General features: G+C 70.3%; 18 protein-coding genes. 8 read left to right on the top strand and 10 right to left on the bottom strand.

What is annotated here, in order from left to right:
* The first annotated feature begins 97 nt into the window (after positions 1–97).
* Complete coding sequence (locus tag Vgi01_RS24460; protein WP_204292602.1) at positions 98–445, top strand: RNA polymerase sigma factor; 348 nt, start codon at positions 98–100, stop codon at positions 443–445.
* A complete protein-coding gene (locus Vgi01_RS24455; RefSeq protein ID WP_204292600.1) occupies positions 442–1,029 on the top strand; it encodes a DUF6596 domain-containing protein in 588 nt (195 codons plus the stop codon). The genes Vgi01_RS24460 and Vgi01_RS24455 overlap by 4 nt, the downstream gene beginning before the upstream one ends.
* Here Vgi01_RS24455 and Vgi01_RS24450 read toward each other — a convergent pair.
* Positions 963–1,745 (bottom strand): DUF427 domain-containing protein, encoded by a 783-nt coding sequence (locus Vgi01_RS24450; protein WP_204292598.1) that lies wholly within the window; start codon positions 1,743–1,745, stop codon positions 963–965. The two genes, Vgi01_RS24455 and Vgi01_RS24450, sit on opposite strands and share 67 nt — an antisense overlap.
* 165 nt (positions 1,746–1,910) lie before the next feature.
* On the opposite strand from Vgi01_RS24450, the gene Vgi01_RS24445 reads away from it, so the two are divergent.
* Positions 1,911–2,444: a DUF4188 domain-containing protein gene (locus Vgi01_RS24445; RefSeq protein WP_204292596.1), complete on the top strand. Its 534-nt coding sequence runs from the start codon at positions 1,911–1,913 to the stop codon at positions 2,442–2,444.
* Between the two features lie 123 nt (positions 2,445–2,567).
* On the opposite strand, the gene Vgi01_RS24440 is transcribed toward Vgi01_RS24445, so the two are convergent.
* Complete coding sequence (locus Vgi01_RS24440; protein WP_204292594.1) at positions 2,568–4,262, bottom strand: MFS transporter; 1,695 nt, start codon at positions 4,260–4,262, stop codon at positions 2,568–2,570.
* A 216-nt stretch (positions 4,263–4,478) separates the two neighbouring features.
* Between Vgi01_RS24440 and Vgi01_RS24435 the strand changes: the two genes are divergently transcribed.
* Both Vgi01_RS24435 and Vgi01_RS24430 read left to right on the top strand, forming a co-directional pair.
* A complete protein-coding gene (locus tag Vgi01_RS24435; protein ID WP_204292592.1) occupies positions 4,479–5,942 on the top strand; it encodes an aldehyde dehydrogenase family protein in 1,464 nt (487 codons plus the stop codon).
* A 296-nt stretch (positions 5,943–6,238) separates the two neighbouring features.
* Positions 6,239–6,670 carry a hypothetical protein gene (locus Vgi01_RS24430; RefSeq protein WP_233196654.1) on the top strand — a complete coding sequence of 144 codons (432 nt, stop codon included), beginning with the start codon at positions 6,239–6,241 and terminating at the stop codon, positions 6,668–6,670.
* A gap of 16 nt (positions 6,671–6,686) precedes the next feature.
* Here Vgi01_RS24430 and Vgi01_RS24425 read toward each other — a convergent pair whose 3' ends face one another.
* The gene (locus tag Vgi01_RS24425; RefSeq protein ID WP_204292590.1) at positions 6,687–7,823 is read right to left on the bottom strand and encodes an acyl-CoA dehydrogenase family protein; all 1,137 of its coding nucleotides are present in this window, start codon (positions 7,821–7,823) and stop codon (positions 6,687–6,689) included.
* A gap of 221 nt (positions 7,824–8,044) precedes the next feature.
* Here Vgi01_RS24425 and Vgi01_RS24420 point away from each other — a divergent pair, with 221 nt between their 5' ends.
* Positions 8,045–9,097: a class I SAM-dependent methyltransferase gene (locus tag Vgi01_RS24420; RefSeq protein ID WP_239089134.1), complete on the top strand. Its 1,053-nt coding sequence runs from the start codon at positions 8,045–8,047 to the stop codon at positions 9,095–9,097.
* 86 nt (positions 9,098–9,183) lie between these two features.
* Here Vgi01_RS24420 and Vgi01_RS24415 read toward each other — a convergent pair whose 3' ends face one another.
* From Vgi01_RS24415 to Vgi01_RS24400, 4 genes are all read right to left on the bottom strand, one after another.
* Positions 9,184–9,471 (bottom strand): phosphopantetheine-binding protein, encoded by a 288-nt coding sequence (locus Vgi01_RS24415; RefSeq protein WP_102656799.1) that lies wholly within the window; start codon positions 9,469–9,471, stop codon positions 9,184–9,186.
* Positions 9,472–9,516: 45 nt separating this feature from the next.
* Positions 9,517–10,131, bottom strand: coding sequence for an NADPH-dependent FMN reductase (locus Vgi01_RS24410; RefSeq protein ID WP_013731191.1), 615 nt, complete (start codon positions 10,129–10,131; stop codon positions 9,517–9,519).
* Positions 10,128–11,228: an LLM class flavin-dependent oxidoreductase gene (locus Vgi01_RS24405; RefSeq protein WP_204292586.1), complete on the bottom strand. Its 1,101-nt coding sequence runs from the start codon at positions 11,226–11,228 to the stop codon at positions 10,128–10,130. The genes Vgi01_RS24410 and Vgi01_RS24405 overlap by 4 nt, the downstream gene beginning before the upstream one ends.
* Before the next feature lie 157 nt (positions 11,229–11,385).
* A complete protein-coding gene (locus tag Vgi01_RS24400; RefSeq protein WP_275412577.1) occupies positions 11,386–12,729 on the bottom strand; it encodes a condensation domain-containing protein in 1,344 nt (447 codons plus the stop codon).
* 60 nt (positions 12,730–12,789) lie between these two features.
* Here Vgi01_RS24400 and Vgi01_RS24395 point away from each other — a divergent pair, with 60 nt between their 5' ends.
* Together Vgi01_RS24395 and Vgi01_RS24390 are read left to right on the top strand one after the other, a co-directional pair.
* Positions 12,790–13,746, top strand: coding sequence for a ferritin-like domain-containing protein (locus Vgi01_RS24395; protein WP_102656803.1), 957 nt, complete (start codon positions 12,790–12,792; stop codon positions 13,744–13,746).
* A 28-nt stretch (positions 13,747–13,774) separates the two neighbouring features.
* Positions 13,775–14,770, top strand: coding sequence for a methyltransferase (locus Vgi01_RS24390; protein WP_102656804.1), 996 nt, complete (start codon positions 13,775–13,777; stop codon positions 14,768–14,770).
* A 75-nt stretch (positions 14,771–14,845) separates the two neighbouring features.
* On the opposite strand, the gene Vgi01_RS24385 is transcribed toward Vgi01_RS24390, so the two are convergent.
* From Vgi01_RS24385 to Vgi01_RS24375, 3 genes are all read right to left on the bottom strand, one after another.
* A complete protein-coding gene (locus tag Vgi01_RS24385) occupies positions 14,846–16,051 on the bottom strand; it encodes a cytochrome P450 (RefSeq protein ID WP_204292584.1) in 1,206 nt (401 codons plus the stop codon).
* A 63-nt stretch (positions 16,052–16,114) separates the two neighbouring features.
* Positions 16,115–16,540 carry a VOC family protein gene (locus Vgi01_RS24380; protein WP_102656806.1) on the bottom strand — a complete coding sequence of 142 codons (426 nt, stop codon included), beginning with the start codon at positions 16,538–16,540 and terminating at the stop codon, positions 16,115–16,117.
* A gap of 45 nt (positions 16,541–16,585) precedes the next feature.
* Positions 16,586–17,314, bottom strand: coding sequence for a 4'-phosphopantetheinyl transferase family protein (locus Vgi01_RS24375; RefSeq protein ID WP_102656807.1), 729 nt, complete (start codon positions 17,312–17,314; stop codon positions 16,586–16,588).
* Positions 17,315–17,404 lie beyond the last annotated feature (90 nt).

The following is a 17,404-nucleotide window of genomic DNA, read 5'->3' as shown; positions in this document are numbered from 1 at the left end:
CGAGTTAGTCACGCCAGGTGTGGCTCGCGGGGTTGCATCACATGGTGAGCCGAGCCGGGTCGACGACGACGCACTCCGGGTGTTGCACCCTGGTCGGGTGGGTGACGTGGCAGAACTTGTGGAGCGGATCTGGCGGACGGACGCGGCCGGCATGCTCGGGGTGCTCAGCCGTCGGCTCGGCGATTTCGACCGGGCCGAGGAGGCGTTGTCCGGCGCGCTGGCCGAGGCGCTCGCCCGCTGGCCGGGTGAGGGGGTGCCGGAGCGCCCCGCCGGTTGGCTGGTCACCACGGGTTGGCGAAGGGCGCTGGACCGGCTGCGCCGCGACGCGGTCGGCCGCGAGAAGCTGGCCCGACTGGCCACCGAGCCGCCGCCGGAACCGGGCGTGGACGACCGGCTCGCCAGCCGCACGAGTATCCCGACCGGCTGCCGGCCGTACTCTCGGTGATCTACCTCGTCTTCAACGAGGGGTACCTGTCCAGCAGCCGGTCCGCCCAGCGGCGCGAGCTGGCCCGCGAGGGGGTCGAGTTGGCGCGCCAACTGGCCGAGTTGCTGCCGGGCGAGCCGGAGGCGGACGGTCTGGCGGCGTTGTTGGAGTTGCACCAGGCCCGCGCTGCCGCGCGGTTCGACTCGTGGGGACGCATCGTGCTGCTCGACAAGCAGGACCGACGGCGGTGGGACAGGCCGGCGATCGAACGGGCGGCGCTGCGGCTACGCGCGGCGGTGCGCCCGGGCCGGACCGGGCCGTACCAGTTGCAGGCCGGCATCGCCGCACTCCAGCCGGACGATGCCGCCGATGACCTCCTTGAGTTCCAGGTACGGCCCGTCGGTGACGACCGGCTGGCCGTCCGCGCCGGCGCGGACGGTCCGCGCCGTGTCGCGGGTATCCAACTCGGCACCGCCGGTGACGACCTTGCCGGTCGGCTGCCACCGGATTTCTGCCGAGGCAGGTTGGCGGAGCGGTCCTACCGGGGTGGCGTGGGCGGGCTGACCGACTCGCCGTCCACCAGGATCGTCACGCGCTCCGGGTAGAACGCGGTAAACCCGGCGATGTTGGCGACGCTGGGCAGCGGGTCGGGGTAGTACCAGGCGATGTTCCGCCCGGCGGCTCCGGGCACCTGACTCAGCGACCAGTACGAGGCGACCCCCTTGTACGGGCAGCGGGTGTGGTGCTCGGACGGCAGCAGCAACTCCTGGACCAGGTCGTCGGCGGGAATGTAGTAGCGGGTGGGCAGCCCGGTCTCGAAGAGCAGTACCGGACGTCGGGTGTCGGCGAGCACGACTCCCTCGTGGGTCACCACCACATGCCGGGTGCTGGGCAGCGAGTCGACACGGGAGAACGGGTCACGTGGGTGTACGAATACTTCCTCGTCTTCCTCGTACCATCGCTCGATGCCCTGGCCGAACCACTCCCGCCAGGCGAGGCACACGGTCTGCGCGAAGACGTCGCCGGGGTAGGTCCAGGCGGCGTTGGGCAGGGTGACTCCGTCGACGGTCAGGTCGTGGAAGCTGCTGCCGGCCCGGCTGCCGGGCTCCGGTGGCTGTTCGGCGGGCCGCAGGGTCCCGCCGACCAGGTCGGCCAGCGGGAAGGCGTAGAACGGCACGGGCATCCCGGGTTCCCAGACCAGCAGCGGTCGCCGACTGTCCACGACGACGGTGGCACCGATGCGGCCGCGGACCCACCGTTCGCTGTGGTGGTAGGTGAGCCGATCCTCCGGCGGGGCGAAACGTGGTGCGGGTGCAAGCATGGGCAATCCCCTCGGCAACACGTGTCTGTCGCATGTGTTGCACAGTCAATGCTTGTATTTCAAAGTATCTACTGCTCTCTTGGAATCCTACATACGTGTGCTGTGCGATGGCACCCGACGAGGGAGTGACCCGCTATGGGCAATGAGCCGAAGCAGCGGCCTCGGATGACCGCTGAGATCGAAGGTGACTTCGCTGTCTTCATCACGGGCATGCGGATCAACCGGTACTGGAAGATCCACAAGTGGTACCCGAACTTCCGCGACATGCGCAAGATCCTGATGGCGCTGTTCAGCGACCCGGAGAACGGCGCACTCTGCGCCCACCACGCCTGGACTCCCCGGGGGCCGATCCTGATCGGCTACTTCCGTAGCGTCGAGCAGTTGGAGCGGTTCGCCAACGACCCGCAGCAGCCGCACGCGGAGGTCTGGGCGCGCTACTTCAAGCGGATGAAGAACAACGGCGACGTCGGGGTCTGGCACGAGACCTTCGTGGTCCGGTCCGGCGAGTACGAGGCCGTCTACGACTACATGCCGTCGCCCACCGGCCTGGCGATGGGTACGTCCCACGTACCGGTCGAGCGCCGTGGCGATCTCGCTGTGGACCGTCGCGCCACGGGCGCCCGACTGGCGAAGGAGCGGACGGCCGCGCCGGCGGCCGGGGACGGGAAGGCCGCCGCCGGTCGTACGGCCTCGGAGTGAGGCCGTACGACCGACGACGGCGTTCTGGTTCGGCCCTCGTTGAGGGTCGCCACCGGGCCACCTGACACCCGTCGGGTCCGCCGGCTGGCGGCGGACCCGACTCGGGCATCCGACGAGCGTGGCTCAGCCCTGATGCTCGACGCGGCGGGGGAGCAGGAAGCTGGCGGCGATGGCCAGCGCGAACACGACGATCTGGTAGACGAGTGCCCGTACGGTGGTCTGCTGGTAGGCGGTGCGGTTCGCGATGAACTGCAACTCGTCGTGCCGGTCCGCGACGTCCGCGCCGGACTGCGACGCCACTGCGCGGCAGGCAGCCACGTCGGCTTCCGGGTTGGCGGCCTTGATCCGCTCGTCGAAGCAGGCGCGGGCGCTGTCGGCCGCGGCGTCGACGGCCGCCACCGGTACGCCACGGGCGGTCAGTTCCTCCCGGACCGTGTTCCGGAGGTCGTCGCCGACAGCGGGGGACTGCACGGCCAGGGCGATGAAGAAGACCATGCTGCTCAGCGCGATGCCGATGGCGGCGCCCATCTGCTGCACGGTGTTGAACACCCCGGAGGCGGCACCCGCGCTGTCCAGTGGCACGTCGTTGAGCGTGTAGGTGAGCAACGGCGCGAAGGTCATGCCCATGCCCGCGCCACCGAGGATCAGCCCGGGGGCGAGCGCCCAGGGGGTGATCGTGTCGAACTGGTTGATCACGGTGATCAGGATGGCCATCGCCGCGATCAGCATGACCAACCCGAGTTGCAGGCCGAGCCGCCCGAGCTTCGGCGTGATGTGTCGAGCGGAGATGGCGGTGAACAGCGGAACCGCGAAGCCCCACAGGACGCCGATCAGGCCGGCCTTGATCACCGAGAAGCCCTGCCCGAACTGCAGGTAGAGGGTGTTGACCAGGAAGAACGGCATGACACCGCTCATGAACAGCAGGGAGACGGCGAGACCACCCCGGAAGGAGCGGTGGGAGAACAGCGATATCGGGATCAGCGGCGACTCCGTCTGGCGGCGCTGTACCGCGACGAGTGCGGCGAAGGCCAGCAACGAGGCGACGAGGCTGATGAGGGTCCACGCCGGCCAACCCTGCTCCGGTCCCTGGATGAGCGGGAACACCAGCAGCAGCATGCCGAGACCCACCAGGATGGCGCCCTTGACGTCCAGTCGTTGGGCCGACTCGCCCTTCGACTCGGGAACCAGCTTCGCGGTGATGAAGAGACACACCGCAGCGATGGGCAGGTTCACCAGGAAGATCGTGCGCCAGGTGAGGCCGGCGATGTCGACGGCGGTGAGCAGGGCGCCCACGATGGGACCGGCCACCGTACCGACGGCGAAGACGACGCTCAGCGCGGAGAAGGCGCGGCCCCGCTCCTGAGGCGGGTACATGACCTGGAGGATCGACAGCACCTGCGGGACCATGAGCGCGCCCATGCCGCCCTGCACGAAGCGGGCCACGATCAGCTGTTCCGGGTTCGCTGCGATCCCGGCGACGAGCGAGGCGGCGGCGAAGCCGACCATGCCGATGATGAAGATCTTCTTGCGGCCGTAGATGTCGCCGAGCCGGCCACCGGTCACCAGCATGGTGGCGAAGGCGAGGGTGTACCCACCCACCATCCACTGCATGTCCGAGCTGGTGGCGCCGATCTCCTCCTGGATGGTCGGCAGCGCGACATTGACGATCACGATGTCGAGCAGGTCGAGCAGCAGGCCGACCAGAACGGCGACGAGGGCGATGGTGCGCGCCCGGCCGGCGATCGGCGCCGGCTTGGCGGGCGGCTCTGCAGGCGTCTCCGCGGGGCTGGGGGACGGTCGCGTCCTCGATGGTGTCATTCGCGTACCTTCCATGATCGTTTTTACGCGTCTCTGCCGGCTGGGAAGGCGGTACGACCAGCGCGGACACCGCTGCTGCCTCGTATGCTGCAAGACAGGCTATCTACGGTGTGTGAGAGTGTCTATCAAAGATGCCTCTGGTTTCCTACGAGGCTTTGATGGGATTCTGAAAAGACGCGTACGACCGGTTACCCGCCCCGACGTGAGGAGCGCGCGATGGGAATGAGCCAGCCACCCACGCACCTGTTGCCCGAGCCTGCGCTGTGGATCGGCGAGGAGCGGGTGGTGGAGTCCTCCGGCGGGCGGACGGAGCACGTCTACGCCGCGACCGGGCAGCCGACGACACAGGTCGTGCTCGCCGGAGCGGCCGAGATCGACCGGGCCGTGACACTGGCGCGGGAGAGTCTGCCCCGGTGGCGGGACAGCTCGGTCGAGGTCCGGCGCGACGCGTTGCTGCGGCTGGCCGACCTGTTGGTGGTGCATGCCGAATCGCTCTCCGCGCTGCAGAGCCTGGAGATCGGTCTGCCGATCCAGCTCGCGCGGCGGCTGCCGGTGTTGGCGGCCGACCACCTGCGGTACTACGCCGGGTGGTGCGACAAGATCGGCGGCGAGGTGCTGCCCACCTGGCCCGGGCGCAGCCTGGACTACACCCTCGACGAGCCGTACGGCGTGGTGGCCGGGATCATCCCGTGGAACGGCTCGCTGATGTCGATGGCGCAACTGCTCGGTCCGGCGCTCGCGGCCGGCAACGCCGTCGTGGTCAAGCCGTCGGAGCTGGCACCCTTCGTCGGCCCGCGCTTCGCCGAGCTGACGGTGGAGGCGGGGGTGCCGCAGGGTGTGGTCGTGGTCGTGCCCGGCGGGCCGGCCGCCGGGGCGGCCCTGGCGGGGCACCCCGGCGTCGACAAGGTCCACTTCACCGGCAGCGGGGCGACCGGCCGGCAGGTGCTCGCCGAGGCGGCCCGGAACCTGACACCTGTGGCGTTGGAACTGGGTGGCAAGTCCCCGCACCTCATCTTCGACGACGCCGACCTGCGATCGGCGGCCCGGTTCGCGATGAGCGGAGTGGTGGCCCTGTCGGGGCAGGGCTGCGCGAACGGCACCCGCCTGCTGGTGCACTCCGCGGTCCGGGACCAGGTGCTCCAGACGTTGACCGCACGACTGCGCCGGGTGCGGGTGGGTGACCCGGCCGACGAGACCACCGTGATGGGTCCCGTGGTCTCCGGGCAGGCGTGCGACCGGATCATCGGGGTGATCGACCGGGCCCGCGCAGCCGGCGCGCAGCTGCTGGTGGGCGGCGGGCGTTGCGGCGGCGACCTCGCCGACGGCTTCTTCGTGGAACCCACCGTCTTCGTCGACGCCGACCGCGACACCGAACTCGTGCAGGAGGAGATCTTCGGCCCGGTGCTGGCGGTGTCGACCTTCGACACCGAGGAGGAGGCTGTGGAGTTGGCAAACGCCACCCGGTACGGCCTGGGGGCGTACGTGCACACCAACGACCTGCGCCGGGCTCACCGGGTCAGCCGGGCGGTGGCTGCCGGCAGCGTGTGGGTCAACGGCGCACCGGGTCTGATGCCGTCGGCACCGTTCGGCGGGGTGAAGCAGAGTGGTTCCGCGCGGATCGGCGGTCTCGCCGGTCTGCGCGAGTTCCTCCGGCCGAAGAACGTGTGGATACCGGTCTGAGCGCCCACCGACCTCAGGTGATCTTGCTAACACCAGGAGGCTTCGAGATGCTCTTCTCGCGTTTGTTTAATACGCGAAGTGGTCTTTCGGCAACCATGGGCATCGATGTTGTACCGGAGAGTGGCTTTCCGTTATGCTGGCGTTACTCAGGGTGTCGAGGGTCTGCTGGATGCGTCCGGAAGGGCCAACCAAATCTACGCAACGTATGAGATTGTGTCCTAGCGTCTCGCGGGCACCGGCTGTCGGTAGGAAGAAGGGCAGAGACAATGGCTCAATACATCGTCACGATCACACCGGTGCTCGGTGAGAAAGACGCGGGAGAAGACTCCTCGCGCACCACCATGCGCGTGTTCGCCGAGGACGGCCAGGTCTACATCAAGGAGTTGACCGTCCGCGTCGCGGATGACGTCAAGCTCGGTGCCGCCGACCTGCTCCAGGTCGACCTGGACCTGCTCATGCAGGCATTCGCGGCGAAGCGTCCCGCGGTCGCCGCCGCAACCGCCGAAGGCTCGGACGCGGTCCGGCCCTACCGCGCCGTGACGCCGAGCCGGGTGGCGAAGTCAGACCGCGCCTATCGGCGTATGCCGGACCCGAGCGAGCTCAAGGACATCTACCTCAAGAACCGCACCGTCACCGGTGTCGCCAAACACTACGGCGTGCCCACCCACACCGCTCAGGGGTGGATCACCCGCCTGCGACGCAAGGGTGTCATCCCCAGCGTGAAGTGACATCGGGGCCCGCCGGTCACAGTGGGCCGCCGTCACCGCCCTCGCCGACCAGGTGCGCACCGAAGGCCGTGTACGAGTTGCGACTGGCCACGAAGTGCTGACGCGCGGTGTTGGCGTCGCGGAGCCGCCGGGACAGGGGAGACGAGTCGTACACCGCCGTCCCGCCGGCCAGTTCGAAGGCCGCGTCGGTCGCCCGGACCGCCAGCGCGGTCGCCTGCGCGGACGCGGCGCGGACCTGCGCTCGCCGCAACGCCGCATCCGGACCCGAGTACCCGCCCCACTCGTCGCCGGCCTGGTCGTAGAGCAGCGCCCGACCTGCCTGCACCACCATCCGAGCCTCGCCCAGCCGCTCCTGGAAGGCGGTCGAGGAGGCCAGCCGGGTTGCGCTCAGCGCCGGCCGCTTGCCGCCCGCCGCGAGCTCGACGACGTCCCGCAGGGCCGCCTCGGCGATGCCCAGCGCCGCCGCCGCGATGATGAGGCTGGACTGCGCGATGCTCATCGCCGCCCTGGCCGCCTCCGCCGACCCGGGCACCAGCTCGACGGCCCGCTCGGCGGGGCAGTAGCGGCCGGAGACGGCCAGGTCGTGGCTGCCCGTGCCACGCAGGCCCAGGGTGTGCCAGGTGTCGACAACTGTGACGTCGGCAGCGGGCAGCAGCATGATCCGGGTGGCGGGCCGGCCCTCGTCCATGGCGACCGTGCGGCCGCGTACCAGGACGCAGTTGAGGTAGACCCAGGCGGCGCGTTCGCAGCCGGTGACGAACGGCCACTGGCCGGAGATCCGCCATCCCCCGTCCACCTCGGTGGCCCGCCCCTTGGGCGCCACCGCGCCGGCGGCGTAGACGTCCGGACCGTCGACGAAGATCTCCGCGACGGTCTCCTTCGGCGCGCAGCCGATGATGAGCTGGGAGAGCGCGACCTGGCCCACCAGCCAGGCCACCGAGGCGTCCGCCGTGCCCAACGTCTCGATGACCCGCAGCGTGTCCGGCACGTTCAGGCCGGTGCCGCCGTACGCCTCGGGGGCGAGCATGCGCAGGCAGCCTGCCGCTCGCAACCCGTCGAGCAGATGGTCCGGGAGGCCCCGGACCCGCTCGACCTCGTCAGCGTGTGCGGCGATCTCCGGAAGGAGATCACGGACCAGTTGCAGAGTCGTCATGCCGATCCTCGCCCTCCGGTCTGGCGTGCCGGTCCGAGTGCCGGGCCGCGCCTGCTGCAACACCGCAGGCGGCTCGGAAACGACCGATGACCATTCTACTGTCTACATGTATCGTGCAACAGGCAAGGGAGTGTTGTGTGTAAACACTTCGTAAGCACAGTTGGGCTGCCCCGGGGAGGTGTCTCATGACGGCGTCTGACGCGCAGACACACGTGTTTGCGATGAGGATGTGGAAGTCGCTTCTCGCCACGCAGGAGCTGCTGTCGGCGTACCTGGGGGTCAAGCTCGGGTTGTACGAGGCGCTGGCTGCCGCACCGGGACCGATGCGCCCGGACGAGCTTGCCCAGGCCGCCGGCGTCGCCCCCCGGTACGCGCGGGAATGGCTGGAACACCAGGCCGTCTGTGGCGTCGTCGAGACCGATGACGTACGCCTGCCGGCCGAACGCCGCGCGTACCGGCTTCCCGCCGGGCACGCCGCCGTCCTGACGGTGTCGGACGACCCGATGTCGCTGGCCTCCCTCGCCGTACTCCCGCTCGGTGGCATCGCCGCGGCCCTGCCGGAGCTGGTGGCGGCCTACCGCAGCGGTGCGGGCGTGCCCGACGACGTGTTCGGCGTGGACTGGCGGGACGGGCACTCGGGCGCCAACCGTGCCCTGTTCGCCCACCAGCTCTCCGGCTGGATCGCCCAGCAGTTGCCCGACGTGCACGCCCGCCTCGACGCTCCCGGGCGGCGCATCGCCGACGTGGCCTGCGGGACCGGCTGGTCGAGCATCGCGTTGGCGCGGGCGTACCCGCAGGCCGAAGTGACCGGACTGGACCTCGACGGGGCGGCCCTTCAGCAGGCCGAGCGCAACGCCGCCGAGGCGGGCGTCGCCGACCGGGTCCGCTTCGCCTGCCGCGACGCGGCCGACCCACAGCTGGCGGGCGAGTACGACCTGGTGTGCCTCTTCGACGCGCTGCACGAGGTGTCCCAACCGGTCGCCGTGCTCCAGGCGTGCCGGCAGTTGCGTGCCGCCGACGGCGCAGTGCTGCTGATGGACGCGAAGGTCGCGCCGGCCTTCACCGCACCGGGCGACGACGTCGAGCGGTTCCAGTACGGCACGAGCGTGCTGCACTGCCTGCCGGCGAGTCTCACCGGGACGGATTCGACGGGCACCGGCACCGTGTTGCGCCCCGGAAAGGTGCGCGAGCTGGCGTTGCAGGCTGGCTTCTCGGGAATGACGATCCTGGCCGTCAACGACCGCTTCCACCGGCTCTACCGGCTGACCGGCTGACCGGCTGACCGGCCTGCGTGGGTCGGTGCGGGGCGGTGCGGGGGCACGAAAACGGGTCCGGGTAACCCCCGGACCCGGATCCGTACTCAGGCGCCGTCACGCTCCTCGAGCCGCTTGACCACCAGGTCCTGCACGGCGCCGACCGTGGTGATCTTGCGGGCGGTGTCCTCGTCGATGGGGTCGAGGTCGAACTCGTCCTCGATGGCGAACGCCACCTCCATCAGGGCCAGCGAGTGGTAGCCCAGGTCCTTGATGAGGTGGGACTCCGCCGTCACTTCGACGCCGTCCTTCGGCGCCATGTCGGAGATGACCGCCGCCACGGTAGCGCGGATCTCCTCCTCGGTACGGCGGGCGGGAGCGGTCTGCTCGGTCATGGTCGATCTCCTCTGTGCTGCTGGCGTGACGGTGGGATGGGTCGCTCAGGAGGCCCGAGCGCCGGTCAGCGGGGGAACACGGGGGGCGGAGAAGCAGTGACGCTGATGGCGTACCACCGCCCCGAGCGTGGGCGCCCAACGGCGCGACCACGTCGCGACGACCTCTGGCACGTCCTCGAACTCGTCTTCGAGGATCGACAGGCACGGCACCGGCGCGGTCGCGCCGAGTTCGGTGAGCAGCGGGCGCAGGTACTGGTCCCCGGCGCCGCGGTGCTTGGCCCAGCCGGCGGTCATCGCGCCGACGGCGACGCAGTCGGCCAGCCCGTCCATCGGAAGCATGTCCAGGAACAGCTTCAGCAGGCCGGTGTAGGTGCCCTTGAAGGTGGGGCTGACGACCACCAGCAGGCCGGGACGGCGGACCAGGCCCAGCGCCCGTTCGATCTCCGGCCCCAACGGCACGCTGCGGCTGGCCCGCTGCGGCAGCGCGGCGCCGATGTCGGCGAGGTCGACGATGTCCGGACCGGCGGTCTCCACGCCTTCGGTGCCGAGGGCGAGCGCCAGCTCCTCCATCAGCCGCAGGGCGATACCGCTGGTACGGGAGCCCGCGCGGGGACTGCCCAGCAACAGTGTCGTCTCCACAAGCGAACTGCGGTCCGTCACGACGCCTCCTGCCCGAGCAGCCCCTGGCGCCGCAGCAGCGGCAGCACACCCTCGGCGAAGTTGTACGCCTCCTCCAGGTGGGGCTGCCCGGAGAGGATGAGATGGTTCATGCCCAGCGCGTGGTACTCCGCGATCCGCTCGGCCACCTGCTCGTGGCTGCCGACCAGAGCGGCACCGGCACCCGGGCGGACCAGGCCGTAACCCGCCCACACGTTCGGATACACCTCCAGGTCGTCGGTACGCCCGCCGTGCAGGGCGGCCATCCGGCGTTGCCCCTCCGACTCGGTGCGGCGGAACCGTCGCTGGGCGTCGGCGATCCGGCTGGCGTCCATGCCGTCGAGCAGCCGACGGGTCACCGCCCACGCCTCCTGCGCGGTGTCCCGGCTGATGACGTGGAACCGGGTACCGAACTCGACCCGGCGACCCCGCTCGGCGGCGAGTTCGCCGACCCGGCTGGTGAGACTGGTGAGCCCGTCCGGACGCTCGCCCCAGGCCAGGTAGACGTCGGCGTGCGCGGCGGCCACCTGCTGCGCCGCGGCGGACGAGCCACCCAGCAGGATCGTCGGCCGGACGTCGTGCGGTCGGCTCAGCAGCCCGGCCTTGATCTGGTAGTGCTTGCCGTGGAAGTCGAAGGGTTCGCCGCGCCAGGCCTGGTGGAAGACGTCGAGGAACTCCTCGGTGCGGGCGTACCGCTCGTCGTGGTCGAGCCAGTCGCCGTAGCGCCGCTGTTCGTCGGCGTCCCCGCCGGTGACGATGTTGAGCATCAGCCGGCTGCCCGAGAGCCGCTGGAACGTGGCGGCCGACTGGGCGCACACCATCGGCGGCAGCGAACTGGGCCGGCAGGCGATCATGAAGTGCATGTTGCGGGTCTGCTGCGACAACGCTGCGGACACCAGCCAGGGGTCCTCACAGAACAGACCGGTCGGCACCAGGGCACCGGCGAAGCCGAGGCCGTCGACGGCCTGGGCGACCTGACCGAGGTAGTTCAACTCCGGCTCACGCCGGATGTTCCTGGCCTCGGCCACCCCGTCCGCGCTCTTGGCCACCTCGCGGCCGTCGCCGTGCAATGGCAGGAACCAGTGCAGTCGCAGTGTCATCAACGGTCCCTTCCGCCTCGGGCCGGTCGACCGGCCCCGGATTGACCTGCCATCCCCGTGCGCACTCGTCTTTCCTGCTATCCACGTGCATTTACGAGTATGTTCTGGAAGGTTCTCAGGATGCCTGTGACGCTGTCAATACCGTTGCCCTGACCGGTCACTGTCCCGGCGTCGGCAGCGCCGCCTCCGGACGGTGCGCCGCCGTGGCCGCGACGTCGAGGTAGCCGGCCAGGAAGTCCTGCCCGAGTGCGGGGTCGGCCCATCCGCCGGCCCGGAACAACACCGCCTGCACCCGGTGCTCGCCCACCGGGGCCAGGGCCAGCTCGAACGGGAAGCGGCTGCCGATCTCGGTGGGAACCACCAGTTCGAAGCGGGCGCCGCCACCGGTCAGGTCATGCCGCATCGGCGACATCACGTTGAACATCACATCGTCGGCCCGGCCGCCGCCGGTGTCGACCAGGCCCGTCGGCAGCAGGTGGAAGGGCAGATCCTGGTACGCGAACGCGCTGATCACCGCGCCGTGCACGTGGCGTACCAGGTCGGCGAAGTTGGGTTGACGGGCGACCTGGGCGCGCAGCAGCACCATGCCGGCGAGCAGGCCGACGGTGTCGCGTACCTCGGGTCGGGACCGGTTGGCGAACATCGAGGCGACCGCCAGGTCCGGTTGCCCGGTCAGGCGGTACAGCTGGGCGTGGAAGGCGGCCAGCAGCACCGTGAACAGGGTGGTCTTCTCCCGCCTCGCCAGCTCACGCAACCCGGCCACGGTCGCCGCGGGAAGCTCCGCCGCGACGGACCGGACCGCCTGGACCGGTGCCCCGGTAGCCGGTGCATTGGTGGCTGCGGCGTCGGTGGCTGCGGCGTGGGAGGCGTCCGCGGCCGGGTAGAGCGCGTCGAGTCGGGGGATCTGGCTGCCCTCCAACTGGCGTCGCCAGTACCGCTGGTAGCGGGCGAGTCGGTCCGAGGCCAGCAGTTCCTGCTGTGCCTGGGCGAAGCGGGACGGCTGCCAGCCGGTGGGTGCTTCGACGCCGGGCCCACCGCAGGCGGCGGCGTAGCAGGCGACCAGGTCGCGCAGCAGGATGCCGGTGGACCACGCGTCGGTCACCAGGTGGTGCAGGTTGAGGCAGAGCAGGTGCTCGGTCGGGCCGACCCGCCAGACGCCGGCCCGCGCCGGCCATTGCTCCGGGTCGATCGGCGTCTGTAGCTCCCGGGCCAGGGCCGCCTGCGGCGACTCGCCTGTCGGTACGTCGGCCCAGGTCAGCGGCAGTGATCTCGGGGGGTGTACGCGCTGCACGAGACGCGCTCCCCGACCGTGGAAGGTGGTCCGCAGCGCCTCGTGTCGGACCACCAGATGGTCGACCGCCTCCTGCAACGCCCGCTCGTCCAGGTCTCCCACGATGCGGCAGACGACCGGGCAGTTCAGCGCACCGAAGTCCGACCGGTAGTGCTTGATCATCCACAGTAGTCGCTGGGAGACCGAGGCTGGTGTGTCGCGTGCTTCCACAGACAGCAGGATAGCTTTTGTCGTTGGCTTTGCGTGTCTGGCGAACTAGTCTTTGCTGCTATGAGCGAGTTGGTGGTGCGTTCGACGCAGGACGCTCGACTCAACTGGAACTACGAGTCTTCCGACAGCCGTACGGAATCGCTCTACCAGCGTGCCAAGCAGGCGCAGTGGAGCGTCGACGAGATCGACTGGCACCTCGACGTACCGTTCGGGGCGCCGTTGCCCGACGACTCCGCCTTCGCCATGGCCGGGTTCGCCGCCTCCCCGCTGGCCGCGCGGGGTCGACCGGCCTGGGACGAGTTCCGCTGGGAACTCCAGGCCTGGATGGTCAGCCAGTTCCTGCACGGCGAACAGGCGGCCATGGTGGTCGCGGCCCGACTGGTGGAGATCGTCTCGGGGCTGGACAGCAAGCTGTACGCCTCGACCCAGGCGGTCGACGAGGCGCGGCATGTGGAGGTCTTCTCCCGCTACCTGGGCGAGAAGATCCAGCAGCCGTACCCGATCTCCGAACCGCTGGAACTGCTGCTCACCGACATCCTCGAGGACAACCGCTGGGACGTCATCTCGCTGGGCATGCAGATCATGGTCGAGGCGCTGGCGATGGCCGCGTTCCGGCTGGCGCACAGCACCTTCCACGACCCGCTGATCAAGCAGATCACCGGCCTCGTGGCGCGGGACGAGGCCCGGCACGTGTCGTTCGGAGTGCTCTCCCTACGCGGCCTGTACGACCAGATGACCTCCCGCGAGCGCACCGAGCGGGAGGAGCTGGTGCTGGAGTCCGCGGCCCTGATCCGCCGCCGGTTCCTGCTTGGCGACATCTGGGAACGCATGGAGGTCCCGATGGCCGACGGACTCGACTTCGCCGCCCGCAACGAGCTGATGGTCGCCTACCGGCAGGCCATCTTCTCCCGGGTTGGCCGGGCACTGGACCAGATCGGACTGATGACCCCCCGGGTACGGGACGGGCTGGTCGGGCTGGACCTGATCCAATTCGTGGAGGGTAGGCGCGGTGGCTGAGCGAACGGGCGTCCGGCAACGGCCGCAGATGGACCTGGCGTCGGTGATGCGGCTGGCGGAGCTGACCGATCTGATCGTGCCGATGACCGTGCGGGCGGTGAGCGACCTGGGCGTCGCCGACCTGCTCGTCGACGGGCCCCGGCCGGTGGCCGAACTCGCCGCCGAGGTCGGTGCGCACGAGCGGTCGCTGTGCCGGGCGCTGCGGGCGTTGGCGGCCAGGGGCATCTTCACGGAGCCGGAGCCGGAGGTGTTCGCGCTGACTCCGCTGGCCCAGCCGCTGCGCAGCGACCACCCGATGTCGATGCGGGCCGTCTACACCCTGCTCGCCTCCGACGTGCAGGCGTGGGCGATGCTGCCGCACAGCCTGCGTACCGGTGAGGCCGCCTTCGACCACGCGCACGGTACGGACTACTGGAGCCACCTGGCCGCGAACCCGGACGAGAGCCGGCGGGTGGACCGCTGGATGCACGCGATCACCCGACTGCACCTGCGTACCGTGCTGCCCTGTCATCCGTGGGGAGAGCTGTCGCACGTGGTCGACGTGGGTGGTGGGGACGGCGGATTCCTCGCCGGCCTGCTCGGGCGGTATCCCGCGATGCGCGGCACGCTGCTGGACCTGCCGCACGTCGTCGCGGCGGCGGACCGGGTGCTCACCGAGGCCGGGGTGCGCGACCGGTGCGAGATCGTGCCCGGCAGCTTCTTCGACGCGCTGCCCGCCGGTGCGGACGCGTACCTGCTCAAGACGGTGCTGCCCGGGTTCGGTGACGACCAGGTGGTGGCGGTGCTGCGCCGGGTCCGCGAGGCGATGCGGCCGGACAGCCGCCTGCTGCTGTTGGAGGCCGTCCTGCCGCCCGGGGACACCTTCGACGTGGCGAAGCTGTACGACGTGCACACGCTTGTGCTCACCGGCGGCACCCACCGCACGGCCGAGGAGACCGCCGCCCTGCTCGACCGGGCCGGGCTGCGGCTGGACACCGTACGACCGACGGCCACGCTCACCATCCTGACCGCGACCCCGGCCTGATCCGCCTTCGCCGGGCCGGACCGTTCTGAACCGGCATCCCGCCGGGCCGTCCGGTCCGGCGGGATGCCAGCAGCGTCAGGCGGGCTTGATGGCCAGTGGCACGTGGGCGAAGGCACGGAACGGGGTGTCGCTCTCCCGGACCAGGTCGCCCGCCTGCTCCACCGAGCGGGTGCGGCGCAGCACCCAGTCGAAGACGACCTGCGCCTCCGTACGGGCCAGGAAGGCGCCCAGGCACAGGTGACCGCCGCCGCCGAAGGTGACGTGCGGGTTCGGGTTGCGGGTGACGTCGAGCGTGCCGGGGTCGTGGAAGACCGCCTCGTCGTGGTTTGCCGAGCCGAGCATCAGCACCAGCACCCGCCCGGCCCGTACGGTGCGCGAGCCGATCGTCACCGGCTCCCGCACCAGCCGGGCGGTGCCCTGGATGGGGGCCTCGAAGCGGAGGAACTCCTCCACCGCACCGGGCACCAGGCCGGGGTCGGCGCGCAGGAGGGCGAACTGGTCCGGTGCCCGCAGCAGCGCGGCGAACCCGTTGGTGATCAGGTGCACGGTCGTCTCGAAGCCGGCGAAGAACGAGAAGACGGTGTTGTCCACGATCTCGTCGTGGCTGAGCCGGTCCCCGTCGTCCTCGGCCTGCAACAGGGTGGAGAGCAGGTCGTCGCCGGGGGCCTTGCGACGCTCGTCGAGCAGCCCGCCGATGTACGCGCGCAGCCACTGGACCGACTCGTGTGCCGCACCTCGGGCCTCGGCGGGGACGATCGCGCTGAACGCGCGTCCGAGTCGCATGGCGTGCAGCCGGACGTCGTCGTGGGCCTCGGGCGGGATGCCCATCAGGGTGGACACCACAAGCACCGGCAACGGGTACGCCAACTCGCGCACCACGTCGCAGCTGCCGCTCTCCAGCGCCGGGGCCAGCAGCTCGTCCACGGTCTGCTCGATGTAGCCGCGCATCCGCCGCACCACGGCCGGGGTGAACGCGCCACTCATCAGCCGCCGCAGCCGGACGTGGTCCGGCGGGTCGCGGTAGAGCATGATGCGCTGGAAGAAGTGGCTGGCCGGTCCCGCGCCCACCGACAGATGGTGGTATGCCTCGGGGAACTCGCTGCCGAGCCGGGGGTCGCGCTGCAACGCCACGACATCGGCGTGGCGGGTGACGCCCCAGCTACCGGGGCCGAACCGGCACAGCGGTCCGGCCGCGCGCAGTCGGGCGTAGGTCGGATAGGGATCTTCCAGGACGGCGGGGTCGAGCGCGTCGAACCTGGGCGGCAGACCGGAGGCATCCATGTCTGCCAGTCTTGGCCCGAACCCGCCGCCTGGGCAAGTGTTTACACGTGTTTTTGGTAAACCCTATGCGGAGGCTTCACGAGGCAGGTAGCTGCCGAAGCTCCAGACGTGACCCTCCAGGTCGTACGCCCCGTAGTCGCGCGAGCCGTACGAGGTGTCGTGCAGCTCGTAGACGAGCTTGGCGCCGGCCTGCACCGTCCGCTCGTAGTGCTTGTCGACGTCCGCCGCGTCACCGACGCAGATGTAGATGCCGCCGCTGGTGGCGGGCAGCTCGCGCGGGCTGACCATGCCCAGCGTGTCGTGCGGTCCGCCGCCGCCGAGCTGGATCGTGGAGTTGCCCCAGCTCAACTCGGCGTGCACCACCTTGCCGTCAACCTCGGTGACGTCGAAACGCTCCAGACCGAACGCGTTGACGAGCCAGTCGACGGCAGCCGTCGGGTCCTGGTAGCGGAGGAAGGGGATGACCGGAGAGAACGATCGTTCCGACATGAAGCCTCTTCTCGCGTATGGGGCAGATCCGTGCGGTGTTGTCCATCATAGGTGACTCGCCTCTGCAAGAGGGTCAACGTCACGCTCGACAATCGACAGTGGGCGGCCGAGGGTGGCCAGTGCGGCCCGGTATTCGTCGCCGACGGCCAGGTCGCTCAGATGCACGCTGAGGTGCGGCGGTGGCCGATTTTCCCAGCTCAGCAGGCGTGCGGAGACATCCGGGGCGCTGACCGTGAGGTCGGCCGGTGACAGCACCAGGCCGTCCCCGGTGGCCTTGAGGATCGCCTCCTTGCGGGCCCAGTACCGGATGAACGCGGCGAGTCGCCGCGGCTGCGGCAGGTCGGCAAGCACCCGACGCTCGGCGGGCGAGAGTGCCGAGACGGGAATCCGGTCACCCCGCAGGGCCACCCGTTCGATGTCCACTCCGCAGACCGTGTCGCGGGCGATCGCCACCAGGATCCGTTCGGCCGAGTGCGACACCGACAGGTGCAGCACGCCTGCGTCGGTGTGCACCTCCAGTCGGCCGTGCGGGCCGGTGCAGTGGCGGCACGTCGAGGTGAAGACGACCTGGCCGGGCGTGGTGTCGGCGTACCGGGCGGCCAGCAACCGTGCCATCACGCGGCCGGTCACGAAGCGGGTGCGGGCCGCGTCGTGACCCAGGTGCCGCGCCCGCGCCTGTTCGGCGTCGTCGAGCAGGGTGTGCAGCGGCGCGGGGAGTGGCCCGGCAGGGCAGCGCCAGACCAGGCACTCGCCGCTGTCGAGCCGCTCGCCCACGCCGCTCCCCTCGTTCGCCGGCGCTTTTTGCTCGCCTTCGTGGCGAGCCTTTCCGAGTATTACCGACTATCTCTAGACCCGAGTCGTGAG

It is taken from the genome of Micromonospora gifhornensis (genome assembly GCF_016863515.1).
Lineage (GTDB): Bacteria > Actinomycetota > Actinomycetes > Mycobacteriales > Micromonosporaceae > Micromonospora > Micromonospora gifhornensis.
Note: the sequence above shows the minus strand (reverse complement) of the source record. Positions and strands in the feature narration are given on the sequence as shown.